A 15,898-nucleotide genomic window follows, 5' to 3' on the forward strand; every position below is an offset into this window, starting at 1 on the left:
GATTCATTTATTGTTCGCCCCGAAGGCGATCCGCATTATTCGCACGAACCTTACGATAGCTATATAACGTTACCAGGGCAATAATAGCTCCAGCAACGATCAGACCAATCGCTACGATAAGCAGTACGAAGAGCAATATACGCATAGTATCCGTATTGGTAACACTCATAAAAGTTAAAGCAGTCATCGTCGATACACCTGTCATGGCAATCCTGTTGTTTTCCTTCCCGGCGGTAATACCTTGTCGTTCCACGCGATGATAGAACTATGTACTAGGACTATGCAGAACCATTAAAGGTAACAACAAAACAGGATAAACTCAGCATTCATAATAAAACACGCCAGGCAATGTTGCTGGCGTGTGACTATCACCATTTTATCCATTTTTATTTTAACCTGTGGCGCAAGGAATCAACACAGTTGATGCCTCGGCCTGAAATCTCCTCCCAAAGGTTTTGACATACACGCTGTACTTCGATGTCCTGTAGGCCTCACCCTGCACCTGTGAAGTCATGCTCTGCTCATCATTCAGCGCCACCTGCAGCGTTAACAGACCATCTTCAGATGAGAGTAAGGGATCGGCAATATGCTTCAGGGCGAACTGCATGCGCAAGAACTGCTGCTGTAAGCAATAACCTTCGTGCTGCATCATCTCACACAGCACGCTATTTGCACTATCCACCGTGACATGGATCTGAATCTGGCAGCGCCCCACCAGGTCGCGGCTCAGATAACGGATGCGTTCTTCCCCCAGCCGAATCAACAATGTCTCGATGCCGCGGCTCTGATACTCGGGATGGATAGCGATCTTAAGGGCATAGATTGGCTCTAATGATTCGTGGTTCTTGCGCTGTACATCAGCATAGCCAATCACATGCTGCTGCCTCGTCACAATCATCCAGGCATCGCTCGCCATCTGAAAGTTGCAATCCTGCCAGCGCTCCTTGAGCTCCGCCTCCAACTGCTCTTCAGATGCGATAGCCGCACGTTCATATAAGCTCAGCAAATGTGCCACCTCGGCACTATCTTGTAGATGCGGGGCACGTGCAGACAGTTGGTGTAGACGTATAATCACAACAGTGCTCCATTCATTGTCAGCCAACGAGCTGGTGAGATGGAGACTAGAGATAGGCGTATCAGGGTACCAGCTACTCTGAAAGCGTCTGTATACCCGGTTCTCTACCTACCCGTAATTCCTTCTCGTATTGGGTCGCTCGTTTGACAACGTGCATTCCAGCACGTTCATATAAGCGCGTCGCGCCCGTCAGGCTCTGTGCATCGACCGACAGGGAAACCGTATGTATATCGCGACGGAAAAATTCACTAAAAGAATGCTGCAAAAGCGCCAGGGCCAATCCCTGACGGCGCCATGGGCGACGTACACCCAGCACATGCACCCAGCCACCTTGTTCCTCATTGGCACAAAGGGAGATGCCAGCGATCTCATCACCATCCATAGCTAGAAACCAGAGCGACGGATCAAAGGTGTCTTGCTGTACAGCCCAATACTGCCACTGCTCAAAGGGCTGATGCATAAAGCCCCAGTGATCGCGAAAGATCTCTTCATCGGTCTCGTAGACGGCATAGAGCATATCGGTCGTCGGATGAATGATACGGATATACTCAGGCCACTGGGGTGCCGTGGGTGCCGTCAATAATTCGATCCCCATATCCCAGAAATTGCGGATCGGCTGAAAGTCGTGCCGCTTCAGTAGAGCTTCCCAGGCCGGGTTCTGATTATCACAGTAACCGCGCAGGGTAACACGCACATCCGGGGCGGCCAGTGGAATTTGCTGCCGCGCCCACTGCTCGGCCTTCTCCAGCAACAGTTCGCCAATGCCATGGTCGAGATATTGCGGATGCACGATACAGCGCACTATGTTGCGCGCATGCTGTACATGCTCCATCATAGCGAAACCGATCGCCTGTCCCTCCTGGTTCAGCACCAGCCAGCCACCACTGGCCAGATCGGCATCCGGGGAGGCCAGAAGCACCTGTAATGCCTTCAATGTGATCCTAACTTTGCCTGTCCAGTGCATCTCACTGGCTGCGACGAGCTGGTACACTTTCTCTGCGTCATCTAAAGTCAACTGACGAACCGTAAAGGTGTCAGGAATTTTCGTTATCACAACTGTTATCCATTCCTTCGGATGGTGGAAGCATTGGTGCTCCAAACACAACTGCTTCCACCTGATCAATCACATCAACAAAATGATTCTAGCCGTTGCGCTTCAATTTGCCGGTACGCTTGGCGTAGCGCTCGGCCATCCTGAAGATCCACATACCAACAGGGATGCTGATCACGCCTGTGATCAACAGCGGCCAGATGTTGCTCCAGACCTCGGGCGACCAGAGCTCCTTGCCCGACAGCAGTCCGGCGCGCAGCCCGTTGAGCACATAAGTGGCGGGTGAGAGCCAGGATAAAGGCTGCATCCAGGCCGGTAGAACGGTCACTGGATAGTAGACGCCCGAAACCAGCAAGATCACCGCGCGCACAATAAAGGACATCTGCATGCCCTTCTCGGTATACAGCAGCGGCAGGACCGAGGTAGCGATGCCAAAGCCGATAAACGAGATGCTCCCTAACAACAGCATAAACACGACCGTCAGATAGTTAGCGTGGCTGAGATCGAGATGGAAAAAGAGGACCACCACGATCAACTGCAGGGCCGTAAACAACAGTCCGTGTACGATGGCGTACCAGCAGCTTCCAATCATATGCGTCAGGCGCGAGATAGGAGCCATAAAGGTATATTCGATCGTCCCTTCCCAGTGCTCAATATTGATGACATCGGTCACGCCATCAAAGGTCACACTCAAATAGGTCCAGACCGATGTACCGATCAACAGGTACAGGATCATATAGTTGACCTGGGCCGGCTTCAGGTCGGGCGTGGCCTGCGCGATAAATGTTATGCTGAGCGCGTTCACCACGTTATAAAAGAGCCAGACCACCTCCCACGCCCAGTAGCGCTTGGTCAGGTTCCAGTTGCGCTCAAAAAACGCAAAGCTGGCACGCGCCTGATGCAACATCGATGACATAGTAACAACTCTCCTTTAATTATTCTCTTCTTCTTCACGCCGGGCCTCGTACACTTCGAATGCCTTCTCCCAGCTACCATAGCGCTTCACGTCTTCCTCGGTGATCAGATGGGCCGCGGTATAGTGCATAAACACTTCATTCATCGAGACCAGTTCAGTCTTACCATGGAGAGCGGTCACGGTGCGCTTGAGGGCCTCTGTCTCCCCTTCAGCGACGATACGGCCCTTGTCGATAATGGCCACGCGATCGCACAGGGCCTCGGCCTCGTCCATATCATGGGTCGTAATCAGGATGGTCGCGTCATGCACATCGCGCAGCTCATTGACGAATTTCTGCACATCGATCTTTGAGCGTGGATCCAGCCCGGTGGTCGGCTCATCCAGCAGCAATAGAATCGGCGAGGTCAGAAACGCGCGGGCGATAGCGACCTTCTGCTGCATACCACGGGACATGTTCTCCAGCGGCGCATCGATGCGATCGGGCTTGATGCCCAGCCGCGTCAAAATCTCGCGGATGCGCTTGCGCGCCTCTGCCCCATTCATGTTATAAAGGCGGGCCGCATAGATCAGATTCTCCATCGGAGAGAGCTTCTTGAAGAATGACGCCTCTACACTCACGCGATTGATCAGCCGCTGCACCGTATATTCATCCTTGACCACGTCATAGCCAAAGATGCGTACCGAACCCTCATCGGGAATCAGCAGCGTAGACATCATGCGGATCAAAGTGGATTTCCCAGAGCCATTCGCGCCCAAAATACCAACGATCTCACGGCGTTTGACCTTTAAACTGACATTATCGACCGCGCGTATCTCCTTTTTCTGCTCCTTCTCCGGTGCATTCTTCCGTGAACGACTCCATAACGAACGTGATTTTTTAAAGACTTTTGAAACACCATCGATGACGACCGCATCGTCGGCCGGATCAATGGTGATATTTTTTAACAGTGGCATAGCCGCAATATCAAGGATAGACAAGAGTTTTCTCCTTTGGAATAAGCACGCCTATCAGAACATTCTCAAGTCTAGATCAACGCGGCGACCCTGACATCGAACCTTCGAACAGGCCAGATCTGTCCAACCAGACAGTGACAATTTCCATACTTCTACCATTACATTCCCAGGCACATACCTCAAAACGACATACATCCTCCATTCATCAGCGAAACGACAATTGAAGTCCTTAGAAAAAAACACAATAAAAAAACCGTGGGCTGGATTTGCTTCACCAGTGCCCACGGTTGGAGGGTTGCTCTTACATTTGACGCGCCTGCTAGCGTCTATCAGGCGGTCTCCTCCTGGAGATGGGCACACTGGTCCCCTGGGCCACATCGGTAGGGCGATGCGTCAGGAAAACAAAGCCTGAGGCATACAAGCCTGTGGTGGCACCGGGCACAGCATGGGTATCGTGACCAAAAATAGCGGCGCGCTCGCGCAGCACAGCATAGGAAAGTACACGATTGTTCAACATGCCAGCCATCTCCTTTCATAAAAATCGGCGAAAAAGGCAGAAAAAAATATCCCACAGTAAGTGAGAGGTATTGGGGATTACACATGTAATCCCCACTGCTTCCAAGTATACGGAATATACTTGTTCTATGTCAAGGGAATATGATAACAAATTTTATTTTTGTGAACGCCAGGTAAGTATTATTTCTCTTTCAGATACGATCGTAACTTCCCTTGCTGAATCACCTGTACCAGTTCAACATGGCGCTGGAGTGCTTCGTCAGGGTCACTAAAGACATACTCACACAGGGGTAAACGCACCAGGGTATGATACCCGCCCTGCTGGGGATAGATGGTTGTGACATAATCGCGGCCAAGGTTACGGTCCGCAAATGTCGCCACGACATATTGCTTGTGGTCCGGGGCAATCGCGATATGGCGCGCCAGGTCCAGCGTCTGCAGGCGCACAGGAGGCGCACCCGGGATCTCTAATTCCCGTTTTTCAGGGATCTGTAATGGAATGAGCGTTTGCTCGGAACTGACTACTTCATTTTCTGACATGGAATCCTCCTACCAAATTATTAGCTTGAAAAAGTGCAGCCCACAGTTAAGATGACAGGAGGCCGCGACCTATAGTGTACGAAAATGTACCGTGGAGGTCAAGCAGTCCATGCTAAAATTCTAGCCGCATCTTCTTGCGCTTCTGCCGCCTCGCCTGCAGACGTTTGTACTGTCTTCTGATAGCATCGGGCACGCGACGCAGAAAGCGAGGATGTCGGGCCACGTAAAAGAACAGTCGTCCCCGCAAGCGCTTCCACATGGCCGGCAACTCTCTATGTTCACCCGATCGCCGCGGATGTTCTACGCTGTCGGGATCAGCCCAGCGCTCGCGCACAAAGATATCCCCCAGTCGCTCCAGGGCTTGCTCATCTTCTTTCGATGTCAGAACCGAGCCCGCCAGGCTGTGCAGGTATTCATAAGGTGTCTGTGATGACTGGTGCTCAAGGCCCGCCCACTCAGCCAGCGTACAAATACGACCATAGATCTGGGCCGCCACACTATAGCGGCTGAACAGGCGCCGCCACCAGAACGCAAAGATCAGTGTTCCCAGCAAGATTACTACCAGTATACCCCCCAGACCGATACGCAATTGAGCCTGGAACACATCCTGCGACTGATTGGCACCTGATCCGCCGCTTCCATTATCAGCAGGGTTATCAATATTGCGATCCCGACGCGCTTTATTGGTGGCTGAAGGCAGGGTAACACTGTTTCCACCAGGAAGAGGCGCGCTGCCGCTATATTGATCGGGCTGTGGGCGCTCAAACGTTTTAAAGCTGGCCGAAGGCTCAAAGTTAATCCAGCCATAGCCGGCGAAGTAGACCTGGGTCCAGGTATGGGCATCCACTCCACGAATAGTATATTGTCCACTTTCATAGGTCCCCGGTGCATATCCGGCGACCTCACGAGTTGGAATGCCCAAAGAGCGGGCCATAAGCGTCATGGCCGTCGAAAAGTAGTTACAATAGCCATCGTGGTTCTTATTACCAAAGAGGAACCAGAGCACAGGATCAACCCCGGCCGGGGGATGAATATTGGTATTATAGGTATAATGCTGACGCAGGTATGTTTCCAGGGCCACCGCCTTATCATACATAGTGGTGGCCTTTGCCTGCGTCACTATCTTTTGCGCCAGGTCGTGGATACGCTTATCCTTCTGGAGATAGCCAGGAACCTGGGTGAAATCTTTTACCGTCTGAAGATTAAAATAGTCCACTGGAGGCAACTGATCTGGTGCCTGGTTCGGATCAAAATTGGGCGCATCGGCAGGCATGGGGATCTCGCGCAGCGATACGATATCGGCAGACGAAGCCGTAGAGATCACGGTATAGTGCGTACCGGCTGCCAGACCATTATTATTATCACCCAGCCAGGCAATGATGCCGCCGCTGCCATCCATCACATTAGCCGGCAGAGACATCTGCACAATATCCGATGCGCCCACCAGGTACGGCTGTTGCTCGCCGGGGGCTGCAACGACCTCGATGGTCTGCTTGACCGTATGGGTCTTCTGCGTACTGTTCGACAACGTCGTATTGGCGGCAATATGATATTTCTGATCGTTATAGACGATCGACCAACCATGGTCATACGTATCATACGTCACCAGTGTCAGATACTGAGGTTGAATATCATCGATCTTCACTTTAAAGACAACATCCTGTGTCAGATTAGGGTTACCGCCAAGCACCAGGGTATCTTTAAAGTTACCATGGTTGGCCGCGATATTATCCGTGGAACCTACAGAATTAAAGATGGTGGAAAATTGTCCTAACGGACCATTGGGCGCCCAGATCTGGGCCAGGTGCGACTCCTCATAAGAACTGGGAAGGAGCCAGGAAAGCACGAGGATGCTTACGGTAATAAAAATGCCCGTCTGCATCACGTCCCAACTCAGATCATCTGAGTAGCGCAAACCTTTGCGCTGCCAGCCGTGGATCGCCTGATGGAGGTTAAAGCGTAACAGCAGGACCAGAGCGGCCAGCAAGAAGATCACAAGCAAAATAATGTAGGGCGCAATAACATTGTTTAAATTGAAGACAAGAACAAGGGCATTCAGGATCACCATCAGCCAGGGAAGATGCCAGCGATACAGGCACAGTACGCTACAATACGCCAGCATAAAACTGCAGAAAACGATGAAGAGGAAAGGAATAGAGCCATCGAAATTAAAGTTCCCGCTGAAGATTTGGCTGCATCCGCGCTGTATCGCTTGCCAGCTGGCAGCGGCATTGCCTTCGTAGAAAAAACTGGTCATCTGCCAGTAGGAGAAGGCAAGACTCAGCAGCGTAACGGGAATATAGACCAGAGCCGGCGCAAACCGCTGTTGCTTGGCCGACCAGAGCCCGAGCAACAGGGCGATAAAGGTGGTCAAAGTCAGCACGCTCAGGTTATCAACCCAATTGGCAGCTTGAATACACCAGGTCACACAATATACCATTAAAGCCAGCAAGAAGAGAGAAAACCAGCCCTCTTCAAAGTAGTATGCAATTCCTCTGCTGCTAACCAGCTCATTAACGTCATCCTGTCGTCGCCTGGATGGATCGGTAATCAGCTTTGAGAGACGTTCCATCGCCGCATTGCGCATTACGCTTACCTCTGTTGTAGTGCACGCACATCAGTACCCGTTTCTAAAATTTGAGTAATAGGTTCACCGCGTTTGACGCGCATAACCGGGACGCCCGAACCTTCCAGCAAAGCCAGTGTATCTTCATCCGGTGGTTGCTCTATAAAAGAGGCTGCATCCAATCCTATAACGGCGGTCTGTACTCCACGCAGTTTCAAGTGACGCAAACTTTCATGCCAATCACGCGAATTTGATGGCGTGATCACGATCGCTACCGCGTTACGCCCAAAGTGGAAGGCATCCATCGCCAGGGCTTCTTTTAGATCTGGACCGTCACCTGCCATAACGACGGCCAGCAATTCCAGTGCGCGTTCGATCTGGCGCTCACCTCGATCCAATGGCAACATCTCTCTACGTTCACCATTGACAATCATGCCCACGGAAAAATCCTGCCGCAAGAGATACGTGGCCAGGGTAGCGGCGATCGTTACGCCGTATTCCTCAGTCGATTCATTGCCTTCTCCGGCCTGCACAGCGGAGTGAAGATCCAAAAAGATCCAGGCATCAATGGCCGGGTCAAGGTCAAACTCTTTCACCATCAGCTTGTTATAATGCGCGCTGGAACGCCAGTGAATACGATTGAGCGCATCACCGCTGGCGTATTCACGGATAGTGGTGGGAGTGGTAGTGGTCTGTAATGCGCGGCGCGAACTCCTGCCGCGTCCGGGCAGGCCACCAGTAAACAGAGCGAAGTCGGATAAGGGATAGACACGCGGCAAGACCAGTATTTCCTGGGCAGGCGCCAGCACAATGCGGCGGCGAAACAATCCGAAGGGATCTCCACTCATCGCCAGCACGGGACCGAGCTGGAAGCGTCCACGTTGCTGACACACACTGCGTGCACGCCAGGTTGCTCGCTTGCGCCCTCCCATGCTGGCCACATATCCGGCCCAATGTCCGGGTAGGGTCGAGCCATCAGCGATCTGCACCCATAGTTTAGGGAAAGAGCTCATATTATCAAGCGTCAAACGCTCATCAAAATACTCGCCCACCTGCACGCGTCCCGCCACAGAGGTGCGACGAAATACCATCTTGAGCAGGCTAAAGCGAGTCCAGACCCAGGATAGGACGAACAGGACCAGGAGCACATACGTCAAAACATAGAGGACCTTCCAGGCACTACTGATGGCAAAGAAGGCCAGCACGAGAATCAGTAAGAATACTTGCCATGGACGCATAGCTAGCGCCCCCTTCCACCACCAACCCACGCGTTTGGCACCGGCACCGATTGCAAGATCTCATCAAGAATTTGCGCCGAGGTCACAGAGCGTACGCGTGCAGCAGGGTTGACAATAATACGGTGTGCCAGGGTCGGCTTGACCAGCAGCTTGATGTCATCAGGAATGACATAACCACGGCCACGTATGGCGGCCAGTGCCTGGGAGGCGCGGAACAGGGCCAGCGATCCGCGTGGACTCACACCCAGATAAATATTCTGATGATTGCGGGTCGCATTAGCGAGAGCCACAATATACTCTCGAATCGATGGATCAACATGTATGCTACGCACCTGCTGCTGAATCAAGACCAGCTCATCGGCCGTCATAATCTGGGCCAGGTCCTCAAGCGGATGATGGTGCTGATGACTATCCAAAATATTGATCTCGTCCTCGGCACGCGGGTAGCCAAGCTTAATGCTCATCATGAAGCGGTCCAGCTGCGCCTCGGGCAAAGGAAAGGTACCCTCATATTCAATCGGGTTTTGCGTCGCCATCACCATGAAAGGTTGGGGCAACTGATAGGTCACACCGTCTACCGTAATCTGAGCTTCTTCCATCGCCTCGAGCAAGGCCGACTGGGTTTTAGGAGTGGCACGATTCACCTCGTCCGCCAGTACAATCTGTGACATGATCGGCCCGGGGCGAAACTCAAAATTGCCCGACTTCTGGTTATAAATAGAGACACCGGTCACATCACTGGGTAACAGGTCCGGAGTAAACTGGATACGTTTAAAAGAACAACCAATCGAACGGGCGATAGATTTCGTAAGCACGGTTTTACCTACGCCCGGCACATCTTCAATCAAAATATGGCCGTGGCAGATTACCGCGATCAAGCTGAACGCAACGGGCTCGGCTTTGCCAACAATGACCCGTTCAACATTGCCGATCACACGCTGTACAGCGCTTGCAAGGTCTTGTACTGACTGCATTAATCACTCCATAAGAGGTTTTATCGAGGCTGGCGCATCGATAGTTATCTGATCCATTGAAATGCGATAGACGAAAAGTGGTGTTTATTATGGTATCACTTACTACCTCAATAACACAATGATAGTCATAAATTTGCTGTATAAAAAACGGTGCACGAACATTCCTAACTAATACGATGCGTCATATGTTTTTGTTACAGCCTTCCATATAATTATACGTCTATCCTGAATCCTATATCTCATGCCTGGCAAAAGTATCCTTCTTTCTTCATTCTGCGAAAGGGACTATCCTCAAAGGCGAGTCTATGCTATGATGGAAGCCATGAGCCAGAACAATCCGAACCCAAAAGAAGAACTTTACGCAGTGGTAGTCGGACTTGTGCAGGGCGTAGGCTTTCGTTATTTCGTTGTCGAAAAAGCACTTCCCCTGGGGTTACACGGGTACGTCCGCAATGATAGCAGTGGCGACGTTGAAGTAGTCGCGCAGGGGACGCGTCCCGCGCTCGAACATCTGCTGGCCTTGCTGCGGCAGGGGCCCTCGGCAGCACAGGTGCAGGATGTACGTGTAACCTGGAGAGAACCTACGGAACATGTAAGCGGCTTCCACGTCCGATGGTAGCAAGCAGGTTATATAGAAGAGGAACAGTATGATTGATCGCGAGACGGTACAAAATGTCGCCCAACTCGCCCGATTGGGACTGAGCGAGGAAGAGGCCGACATGTTTGGTACCCAACTTTCTGCCATTCTAGACCATATTCATATTTTGCAGGAAGCGGATGTGAGCGGCGTTTCCCCAACAGCCCATGCGTCGCGCCTCACCAATATTACACGTGAGGATATTCCACAACCATCCTATCCACCCGAGGTGTTGCTGGCGAACGCGCCCGATCAGGATGAGAACTGCCTGAAGGTCAATGCGGTACTGGAGGAGGAATAGGATAGATGACAGAACTCTATAAGCTCAGCATTTCCGAAGCTGGCGCACTCTTACGCCAGCGTAAAATTTCTGCGGTCGAATTGACGCAGGCCCACCTGGATCGTATCCGCGCGGTTGAGCCAAAGGTGAAGGCGTTCACCCTGGTAACGGATGAACTGGCCCTGCAGCAGGCGCGTGAGGCGGATAAGCGCCTCGCCAGTGGTGAAAACCTCCATCCTTTAACCGGCATTCCACTGGCCATTAAGGACGTGATCAGCACCAAAGGTATCACCACTACCTGTGGCTCACGCATGCTGGAAAACTTCAAGCCTCCCTTCGATGCCACGGTGATGGAACGCCTGAACGCCACCGGCTTCGTCATGGTCGGTAAGACAAATATGGATGAGTTCGCCATGGGTTCGTCAACCGAACATTCGGCCTTTTTCCCAACCCATAACCCCTGGGATTTAGAGCGCGCACCTGGTGGCAGTAGCGGTGGCTCCGCCGCAGCGGTGGCCGCCGGCATGGCGATGGGCTCATACGGTAGCGACACCGGCGGCTCTATCCGCCAGCCCGGCTCGCTCTGTAATCTGGTTGGACTCAAGCCGACCTATGGGCGCGTCTCGCGCTTCGGCCTGGTCGCCTTCGCCTCCTCGCTAGACCAGATTGGTCCTTTCGCGCGTAGTGCGCGTGACGCGGCGATCCTGCTGCAGGCGATCGCCGGCCATGATCAGCGTGATGGCACGAGCTCACCCGAACCAGTACAAGACTATGAGGCCGCGCTTTCCGGGAGCATTAAAGGGCTGCGCATCGGGGTACCCGAGGAATACTGGGTTGAGGGCACACAGCCCGAGGTCATTGAGACGACGAAAGCCAACATCGAGCGCCTGCGCGAACTGGGTGCCGAGATCAGCCCTGTCTCCTTGCCACATACCAGATATGGCGTCGCCGCCTACTACATCATCGCGCCAGCTGAGGCCAGCTCAAACCTTGCCCGCTACGATGGCGTGAAGTATGGCTACTCGTATCGCGATACCAGCGACATGTGGGAAGCGATGGAGAAGACGCGTGAGTATGGCTTCGGAGCCGAGGTAAAGCGCCGCATCATGCTGGGAACGTACGCCCTCTCGGCTGGCTATTATGATGCCTACTATAAGCGCGCCGAAAAAGTACGTACCCTGATCAAACAGGACTTTGACCGTGCCTTCGAGAAATTTGACGCCCTGGTCAGTCCCGCCTCACCAACCGTGGCCTTCAAGATTGGTGAGATATCCGATCCCTACCAGATGTACCTGCAAGACGTCTTCACCATACCAGCCAACCTGGCCGGTATCTGTGGCGTCTCCATCCCTGGTGGCTTCAGCGAAAATCTGCCGATCGGCCTGCAACTGCTTGGTAACGTCTTTAAAGAAGATGTGATCCTGCGCATCGCCGATGCCTTTGAGCAGGTGACCGATTATCACACCCAATGGCCCGGTTTATAAACTGCCCATTCGAGCGCTCTGCCCTTTGCCATAGAAGCATGAAGAAGGGCAGGGCGCTTCTTTTCTAGAAAAAACGAATAGGTACAACTTATAATGAAACGCCGTCTTCTTGCACTCTTATTGATATGTATCGCTCTATTTCTTCTCATTCTGGTACCGATCCTCACCTTTACCCCGCTTGGGACCGCACTACAGGGTAGCGCACAGTCGGCAGCTTCACCCACAGCCACCCCACAGCCACGCTCTTCACCCACGCCAATCCCAACCGCTCAACCCGTTCTGACAGCCAGGGGAACAGCCCCCGCGACAGACGCGACGGCCGAGTTGCTGCTTGACGCTGACACTGGCAATATTCTCTACGAAAAAAATGGGGAAGAGCCACTCATGATGGCCAGCACCACCAAGATCATGACGGCGCTGATCGCGATTCAGACGGCCGATCTTGAGCGTCCCATACATGTGCATCAGGACGCGATTGATCACGTCATCCTCGATGATGGGAGTAGCGCGGGTCTACAGGTGGGGGATGTCGCGCCGCTCAAGGAGATGCTCTATGCGTTGATGCTGCCCTCGGGCAATGACGCGGCCTACGCGATTGCCGATGAACTGAGCGCAGGTGATCGGGATGTGTTCGTCAATCATATGAATCTCTTCGCGCAACGCCTGCACCTGTTTCAAACCCATTACAGCAGTCCAGATGGACTGATAGGGGACAGTACAACACACTACACGACCGCTTATGATCTGGCCAGGTTGAGCCGCTACGCCATGAGTATTCCTTTGTTCGCCACCATCGTGCATACGCAGACGTATACCGCCCATATCGGTGGCAGAACACTGCTCTGGACCAATACAAATAAGCTACTGGGCAGTTATGCCGGGGCGACCGGCATCAAAACCGGACATACCTTTGCCGCCGGCTATTGCCTGGTCTTTGCCGCCACCAGTCATCAGCATCATCTGATCGGGGTCCTACTCAATAGTCCAGATGAGACACAACGCAACATCGATGCCGCCGCGCTGCTGGACTGGGGCTTCCACCTGCCCGTGCTACCACCCAGAGAATAACATAAACCGAGGGCAACCAGATAGGTACCTGATTGCCCTCGGTCGTCCGTACGGCATTATTTTTTGCTGAAGGCGGCATCGAAGGCCACGTTGGAAGGCGCAAAGTCCGAGCGGCGCACAAAGGCCAGCGCGTCCTGCGCTCCATACTCGCGGTCCATACCAGAATCCTCCCATTCAATTGAGAGGGGACCCTGATACCCAATGCGGTTCAAGGTGCGAATGATCGACTCAAAATCAACATCACCATGTCCTGGCGAGACAAAGTCCCAACCGCGCTCGGCCTCACCGAAGTTGAGATGAGAGGCCAGGATGCTGCGGCGTCCATTGAGATGGCGCTTGGAATCTTTTACATGCACATGATAGATGCGATCCGCGAACTCAGCCAGGAAGGTTGCCGAGTCCAGAAACTGGGGCACCAGGTGGCTGGGATCAAAGTTGATGCCAAAGCCGGGGCGATTATTGATCGCGTCCAGTGTCTTACGCGTGGTTACAAAATCATAGGCGATCTCGGTTGGATGGACCTCTAACGCGAACTTGACACCCTCCTGGTCGAAGACGTCGATGATTGGATTCCAGCGATCAGCGAAATCCGCATAGCCACGCTCGATCTGGGCAAAATCATTGGGCGGGAAAGAATAAAGCATATGCCAGACGCTCGATCCGGTAAAGCCGGTGACGCGGTCGACACCAAATTTAGCGGCGGCGCGCGCGATATCTTTCATGCGCTCAGCGGCACGTTTGCGCACACCTTCAGGTTCACCATCACCCCATACATCTTTGGGCAGAATATTCTGGTGCCGTGGATCAATCGGATCACAGGTCGCCTGGCCAATCAGGTGTGCGCCAACGGCATACACTTTCAAGTTGTATTTGTCTAAAATAGCGCGCAACGACTCGGCATAACCAGGCTCGTTGAGGATACGAACTTCGTCAAAATGCTGGCCCGAGGTCGCCAATTCCAGACCATCAAAGCCCCAGCGGCTCACCTTGGCGGCTAATTCCTCCAGGGGCAGGTCGCCCCATTGGCCAGTAAAAAGTGTGACAGGTCGTGCCATTACGTCCCCCTTACAAGTTTTTCATTAAGTGCCCGATCGATCAGGCTGCATATACGCTCTCAAAGCGGCCGCGCTGCTCGCTGGGCAACTACACCATCGTTCGTACTTGAGTATACCACATGCGCTTAAACACGTCTGACTGCCAGAAAGTTGTGTTCACCGTGACTGGCGGCCCATTTCCAGGGCAAGATTGGCAGACTACTAGTAAGGTTGCTACAAACATGATAAAATAACCTCACTTACAAGTATCATATATTTTGAATAGAGTATGCTGCATGCGTTACGCGATCTTTACCGATATTCACGCGAATTTAGAAGCACTAGAAGCAGTGCTCGCGAAAATTGATGAATTAGCTCAAGAGGATCCCATTGATGAGCTCTGGTTTCTAGGAGACCTGGTCGGCTATGGGCCCAATCCTAATGAGTGCATCAAGAAATTGCGAGAACGCACTGACGTTATTATTGCTGGCAATCACGACTGGGCTGCAGTTGGCAAGCTGGATCTCGATGATTTCAGCGAGGCTGCACGCATCTCTGCCGAATGGACGGCCACCCAGCTCACGGAAGAGAATCGCGCGTTCCTGGCTAATCTACCAGAACGGATCCAGAAGGGTGAATGCCTGCTGGTACACGGTAGTCCTTACGGACCACTGTGGGAGTACCTGACGTCAGAAGTGCTGGCAGAAAGAAGCTTTCAGCACTTCAATAGCCGTTACTGCTTCGTGGGGCACACCCACGTGCCGGTCATTTTTCAACAGCCGGACACCCTGTCCAACACCCCGACCAGTCCATTAGCCAATGGTGAGGTAATGGAAAATCTGGATGATGAGGAAACGGCAGCGCTGGAAGCGGTTGATGGGTCATCTCCTTCCAACACCTCAGAAAAACAACAGGATAACGAGGCAAGCACCGTAGGGTCTACGCGGCAACAGTCCCAGGCCGCTCAGTCGGGCGAGAAAACCGAGAGCGCCCATACCGAAACAGAGCAGATTCAAAACCTGGTCGCCGACGCGGCGGACGCCATCGCGGATCTGCAGCATCAGATCGCCGACGATGCCCCCGAGGCCAATCCAGAGACGCCTTCTGAACTGAAAGAGATCATCACCAACCAGGAATCTAACGAGGATGCTGATGCCGATGAGGAGACACTGGATAGCGAAGAGGGTGAAACAGAAACAGATGACGAGTACGCCTCTGCGGAGGCTATCCAGGATGCTGAAGATCTCATTAACCAGGAAATTGAAGAGCTCTTAACCCTGCTGGGACTCAGTCAGAGCATGATTGACGTTACGAATGAGATGCTGGTGCCTCCGGAAGGGTTGTGGCAGGCCCCTGAACACCATCGAGCCATCGTCAATCCCGGTGGCGTTGGTCAACCACGCGATGGCGATCCGCGCGCGGCCTTTATGATCTACGATACCAATGGTGGCTTCACTTTTTATCGCATACCCTATTCATTTGAGAAGACACAGGAAAAGATTGAGAAGGCGAAACTACCACAATACCTGGCCACACGCCTTGCTTACGGTCGCTAATCAGGAACT

The 15,898-nt window shown here is 52.8% G+C and carries 16 protein-coding genes; 5 read left to right on the forward strand and 11 right to left on the reverse strand.

Features of this window, described 5'->3' with window-relative positions; genetic code table 11:
* Window positions 1-7 precede the first annotated feature (7 nt).
* The 10 genes from AABA21_RS18195 to AABA21_RS18240 form a co-directional block, all read right to left on the reverse strand.
* Complete coding sequence (locus AABA21_RS18195) at window positions 8-253, reverse strand: hypothetical protein (protein ID WP_338252636.1); 246 nt, start codon at window positions 251-253, stop codon at window positions 8-10.
* 138 nt (window positions 254-391) lie between these two features.
* The gene (locus AABA21_RS18200) at window positions 392-1,075 is read right to left on the reverse strand and encodes a GNAT family N-acetyltransferase (protein ID WP_338252638.1); all 684 of its coding nucleotides are present in this window, start codon (window positions 1,073-1,075) and stop codon (window positions 392-394) included.
* Between the two features lie 73 nt (window positions 1,076-1,148).
* Entirely contained in the window at window positions 1,149-2,129 is a 981-nt protein-coding gene (locus AABA21_RS18205; protein WP_338252640.1) for a GNAT family N-acetyltransferase, read from the reverse strand.
* A gap of 88 nt (window positions 2,130-2,217) precedes the next feature.
* A complete protein-coding gene (locus AABA21_RS18210) occupies window positions 2,218-3,042 on the reverse strand; it encodes an ABC transporter permease (protein ID WP_338252642.1) in 825 nt (274 codons plus the stop codon).
* 15 nt (window positions 3,043-3,057) lie between these two features.
* Window positions 3,058-4,020, reverse strand: coding sequence for an ABC transporter ATP-binding protein (locus AABA21_RS18215; RefSeq protein ID WP_338252644.1), 963 nt, complete (start codon window positions 4,018-4,020; stop codon window positions 3,058-3,060).
* A gap of 295 nt (window positions 4,021-4,315) precedes the next feature.
* Entirely contained in the window at window positions 4,316-4,513 is a 198-nt protein-coding gene (locus AABA21_RS18220; RefSeq protein WP_338252646.1) for a hypothetical protein, read from the reverse strand.
* 179 nt (window positions 4,514-4,692) lie between these two features.
* Window positions 4,693-5,052 carry a hypothetical protein gene (locus tag AABA21_RS18225; RefSeq protein ID WP_338252648.1) on the reverse strand — a complete coding sequence of 120 codons (360 nt, stop codon included), beginning with the start codon at window positions 5,050-5,052 and terminating at the stop codon, window positions 4,693-4,695.
* A 112-nt stretch (window positions 5,053-5,164) separates the two neighbouring features.
* On the reverse strand, window positions 5,165-7,639 hold the full coding sequence (locus tag AABA21_RS18230) for a transglutaminaseTgpA domain-containing protein (RefSeq protein ID WP_338252650.1): 2,475 nt from the start codon (window positions 7,637-7,639) through the stop codon (window positions 5,165-5,167).
* Window positions 7,640-7,644: 5 nt separating this feature from the next.
* A complete protein-coding gene (locus AABA21_RS18235; RefSeq protein WP_338252652.1) occupies window positions 7,645-8,856 on the reverse strand; it encodes a DUF58 domain-containing protein in 1,212 nt (403 codons plus the stop codon).
* A 2-nt stretch (window positions 8,857-8,858) separates the two neighbouring features.
* Entirely contained in the window at window positions 8,859-9,830 is a 972-nt protein-coding gene (locus AABA21_RS18240) for an AAA family ATPase (protein ID WP_338252654.1), read from the reverse strand.
* A gap of 310 nt (window positions 9,831-10,140) precedes the next feature.
* Here AABA21_RS18240 and AABA21_RS18245 point away from each other — a divergent pair, with 310 nt between their 5' ends.
* From AABA21_RS18245 to AABA21_RS18260, 4 genes are all read left to right on the forward strand, one after another.
* Window positions 10,141-10,449 (forward strand): acylphosphatase, encoded by a 309-nt coding sequence (locus tag AABA21_RS18245; RefSeq protein WP_338252655.1) that lies wholly within the window; start codon window positions 10,141-10,143, stop codon window positions 10,447-10,449.
* Window positions 10,450-10,477: 28 nt separating this feature from the next.
* Window positions 10,478-10,768: an Asp-tRNA(Asn)/Glu-tRNA(Gln) amidotransferase subunit GatC gene (gatC, locus tag AABA21_RS18250; RefSeq protein ID WP_338252657.1), complete on the forward strand. Its 291-nt coding sequence runs from the start codon at window positions 10,478-10,480 to the stop codon at window positions 10,766-10,768.
* A 5-nt stretch (window positions 10,769-10,773) separates the two neighbouring features.
* Window positions 10,774-12,231 carry an Asp-tRNA(Asn)/Glu-tRNA(Gln) amidotransferase subunit GatA gene (gatA, locus tag AABA21_RS18255; RefSeq protein ID WP_338252659.1) on the forward strand — a complete coding sequence of 486 codons (1,458 nt, stop codon included), beginning with the start codon at window positions 10,774-10,776 and terminating at the stop codon, window positions 12,229-12,231.
* 93 nt (window positions 12,232-12,324) lie between these two features.
* Window positions 12,325-13,299 carry a D-alanyl-D-alanine carboxypeptidase family protein gene (locus AABA21_RS18260; RefSeq protein WP_338252661.1) on the forward strand — a complete coding sequence of 325 codons (975 nt, stop codon included), beginning with the start codon at window positions 12,325-12,327 and terminating at the stop codon, window positions 13,297-13,299.
* Between the two features lie 56 nt (window positions 13,300-13,355).
* On the opposite strand, the gene AABA21_RS18265 is transcribed toward AABA21_RS18260, so the two are convergent.
* Window positions 13,356-14,354, reverse strand: a complete 999-nt coding sequence (locus AABA21_RS18265) for a sugar phosphate isomerase/epimerase family protein (protein ID WP_338252664.1) — start codon at window positions 14,352-14,354, stop codon at window positions 13,356-13,358.
* Window positions 14,355-14,629: 275 nt separating this feature from the next.
* On the opposite strand from AABA21_RS18265, the gene AABA21_RS18270 reads away from it, so the two are divergent.
* Entirely contained in the window at window positions 14,630-15,889 is a 1,260-nt protein-coding gene (locus AABA21_RS18270; RefSeq protein ID WP_338252665.1) for a metallophosphoesterase family protein, read from the forward strand.
* Window positions 15,890-15,898 lie beyond the last annotated feature (9 nt).

Source organism: Dictyobacter halimunensis (assembly GCF_036245075.1).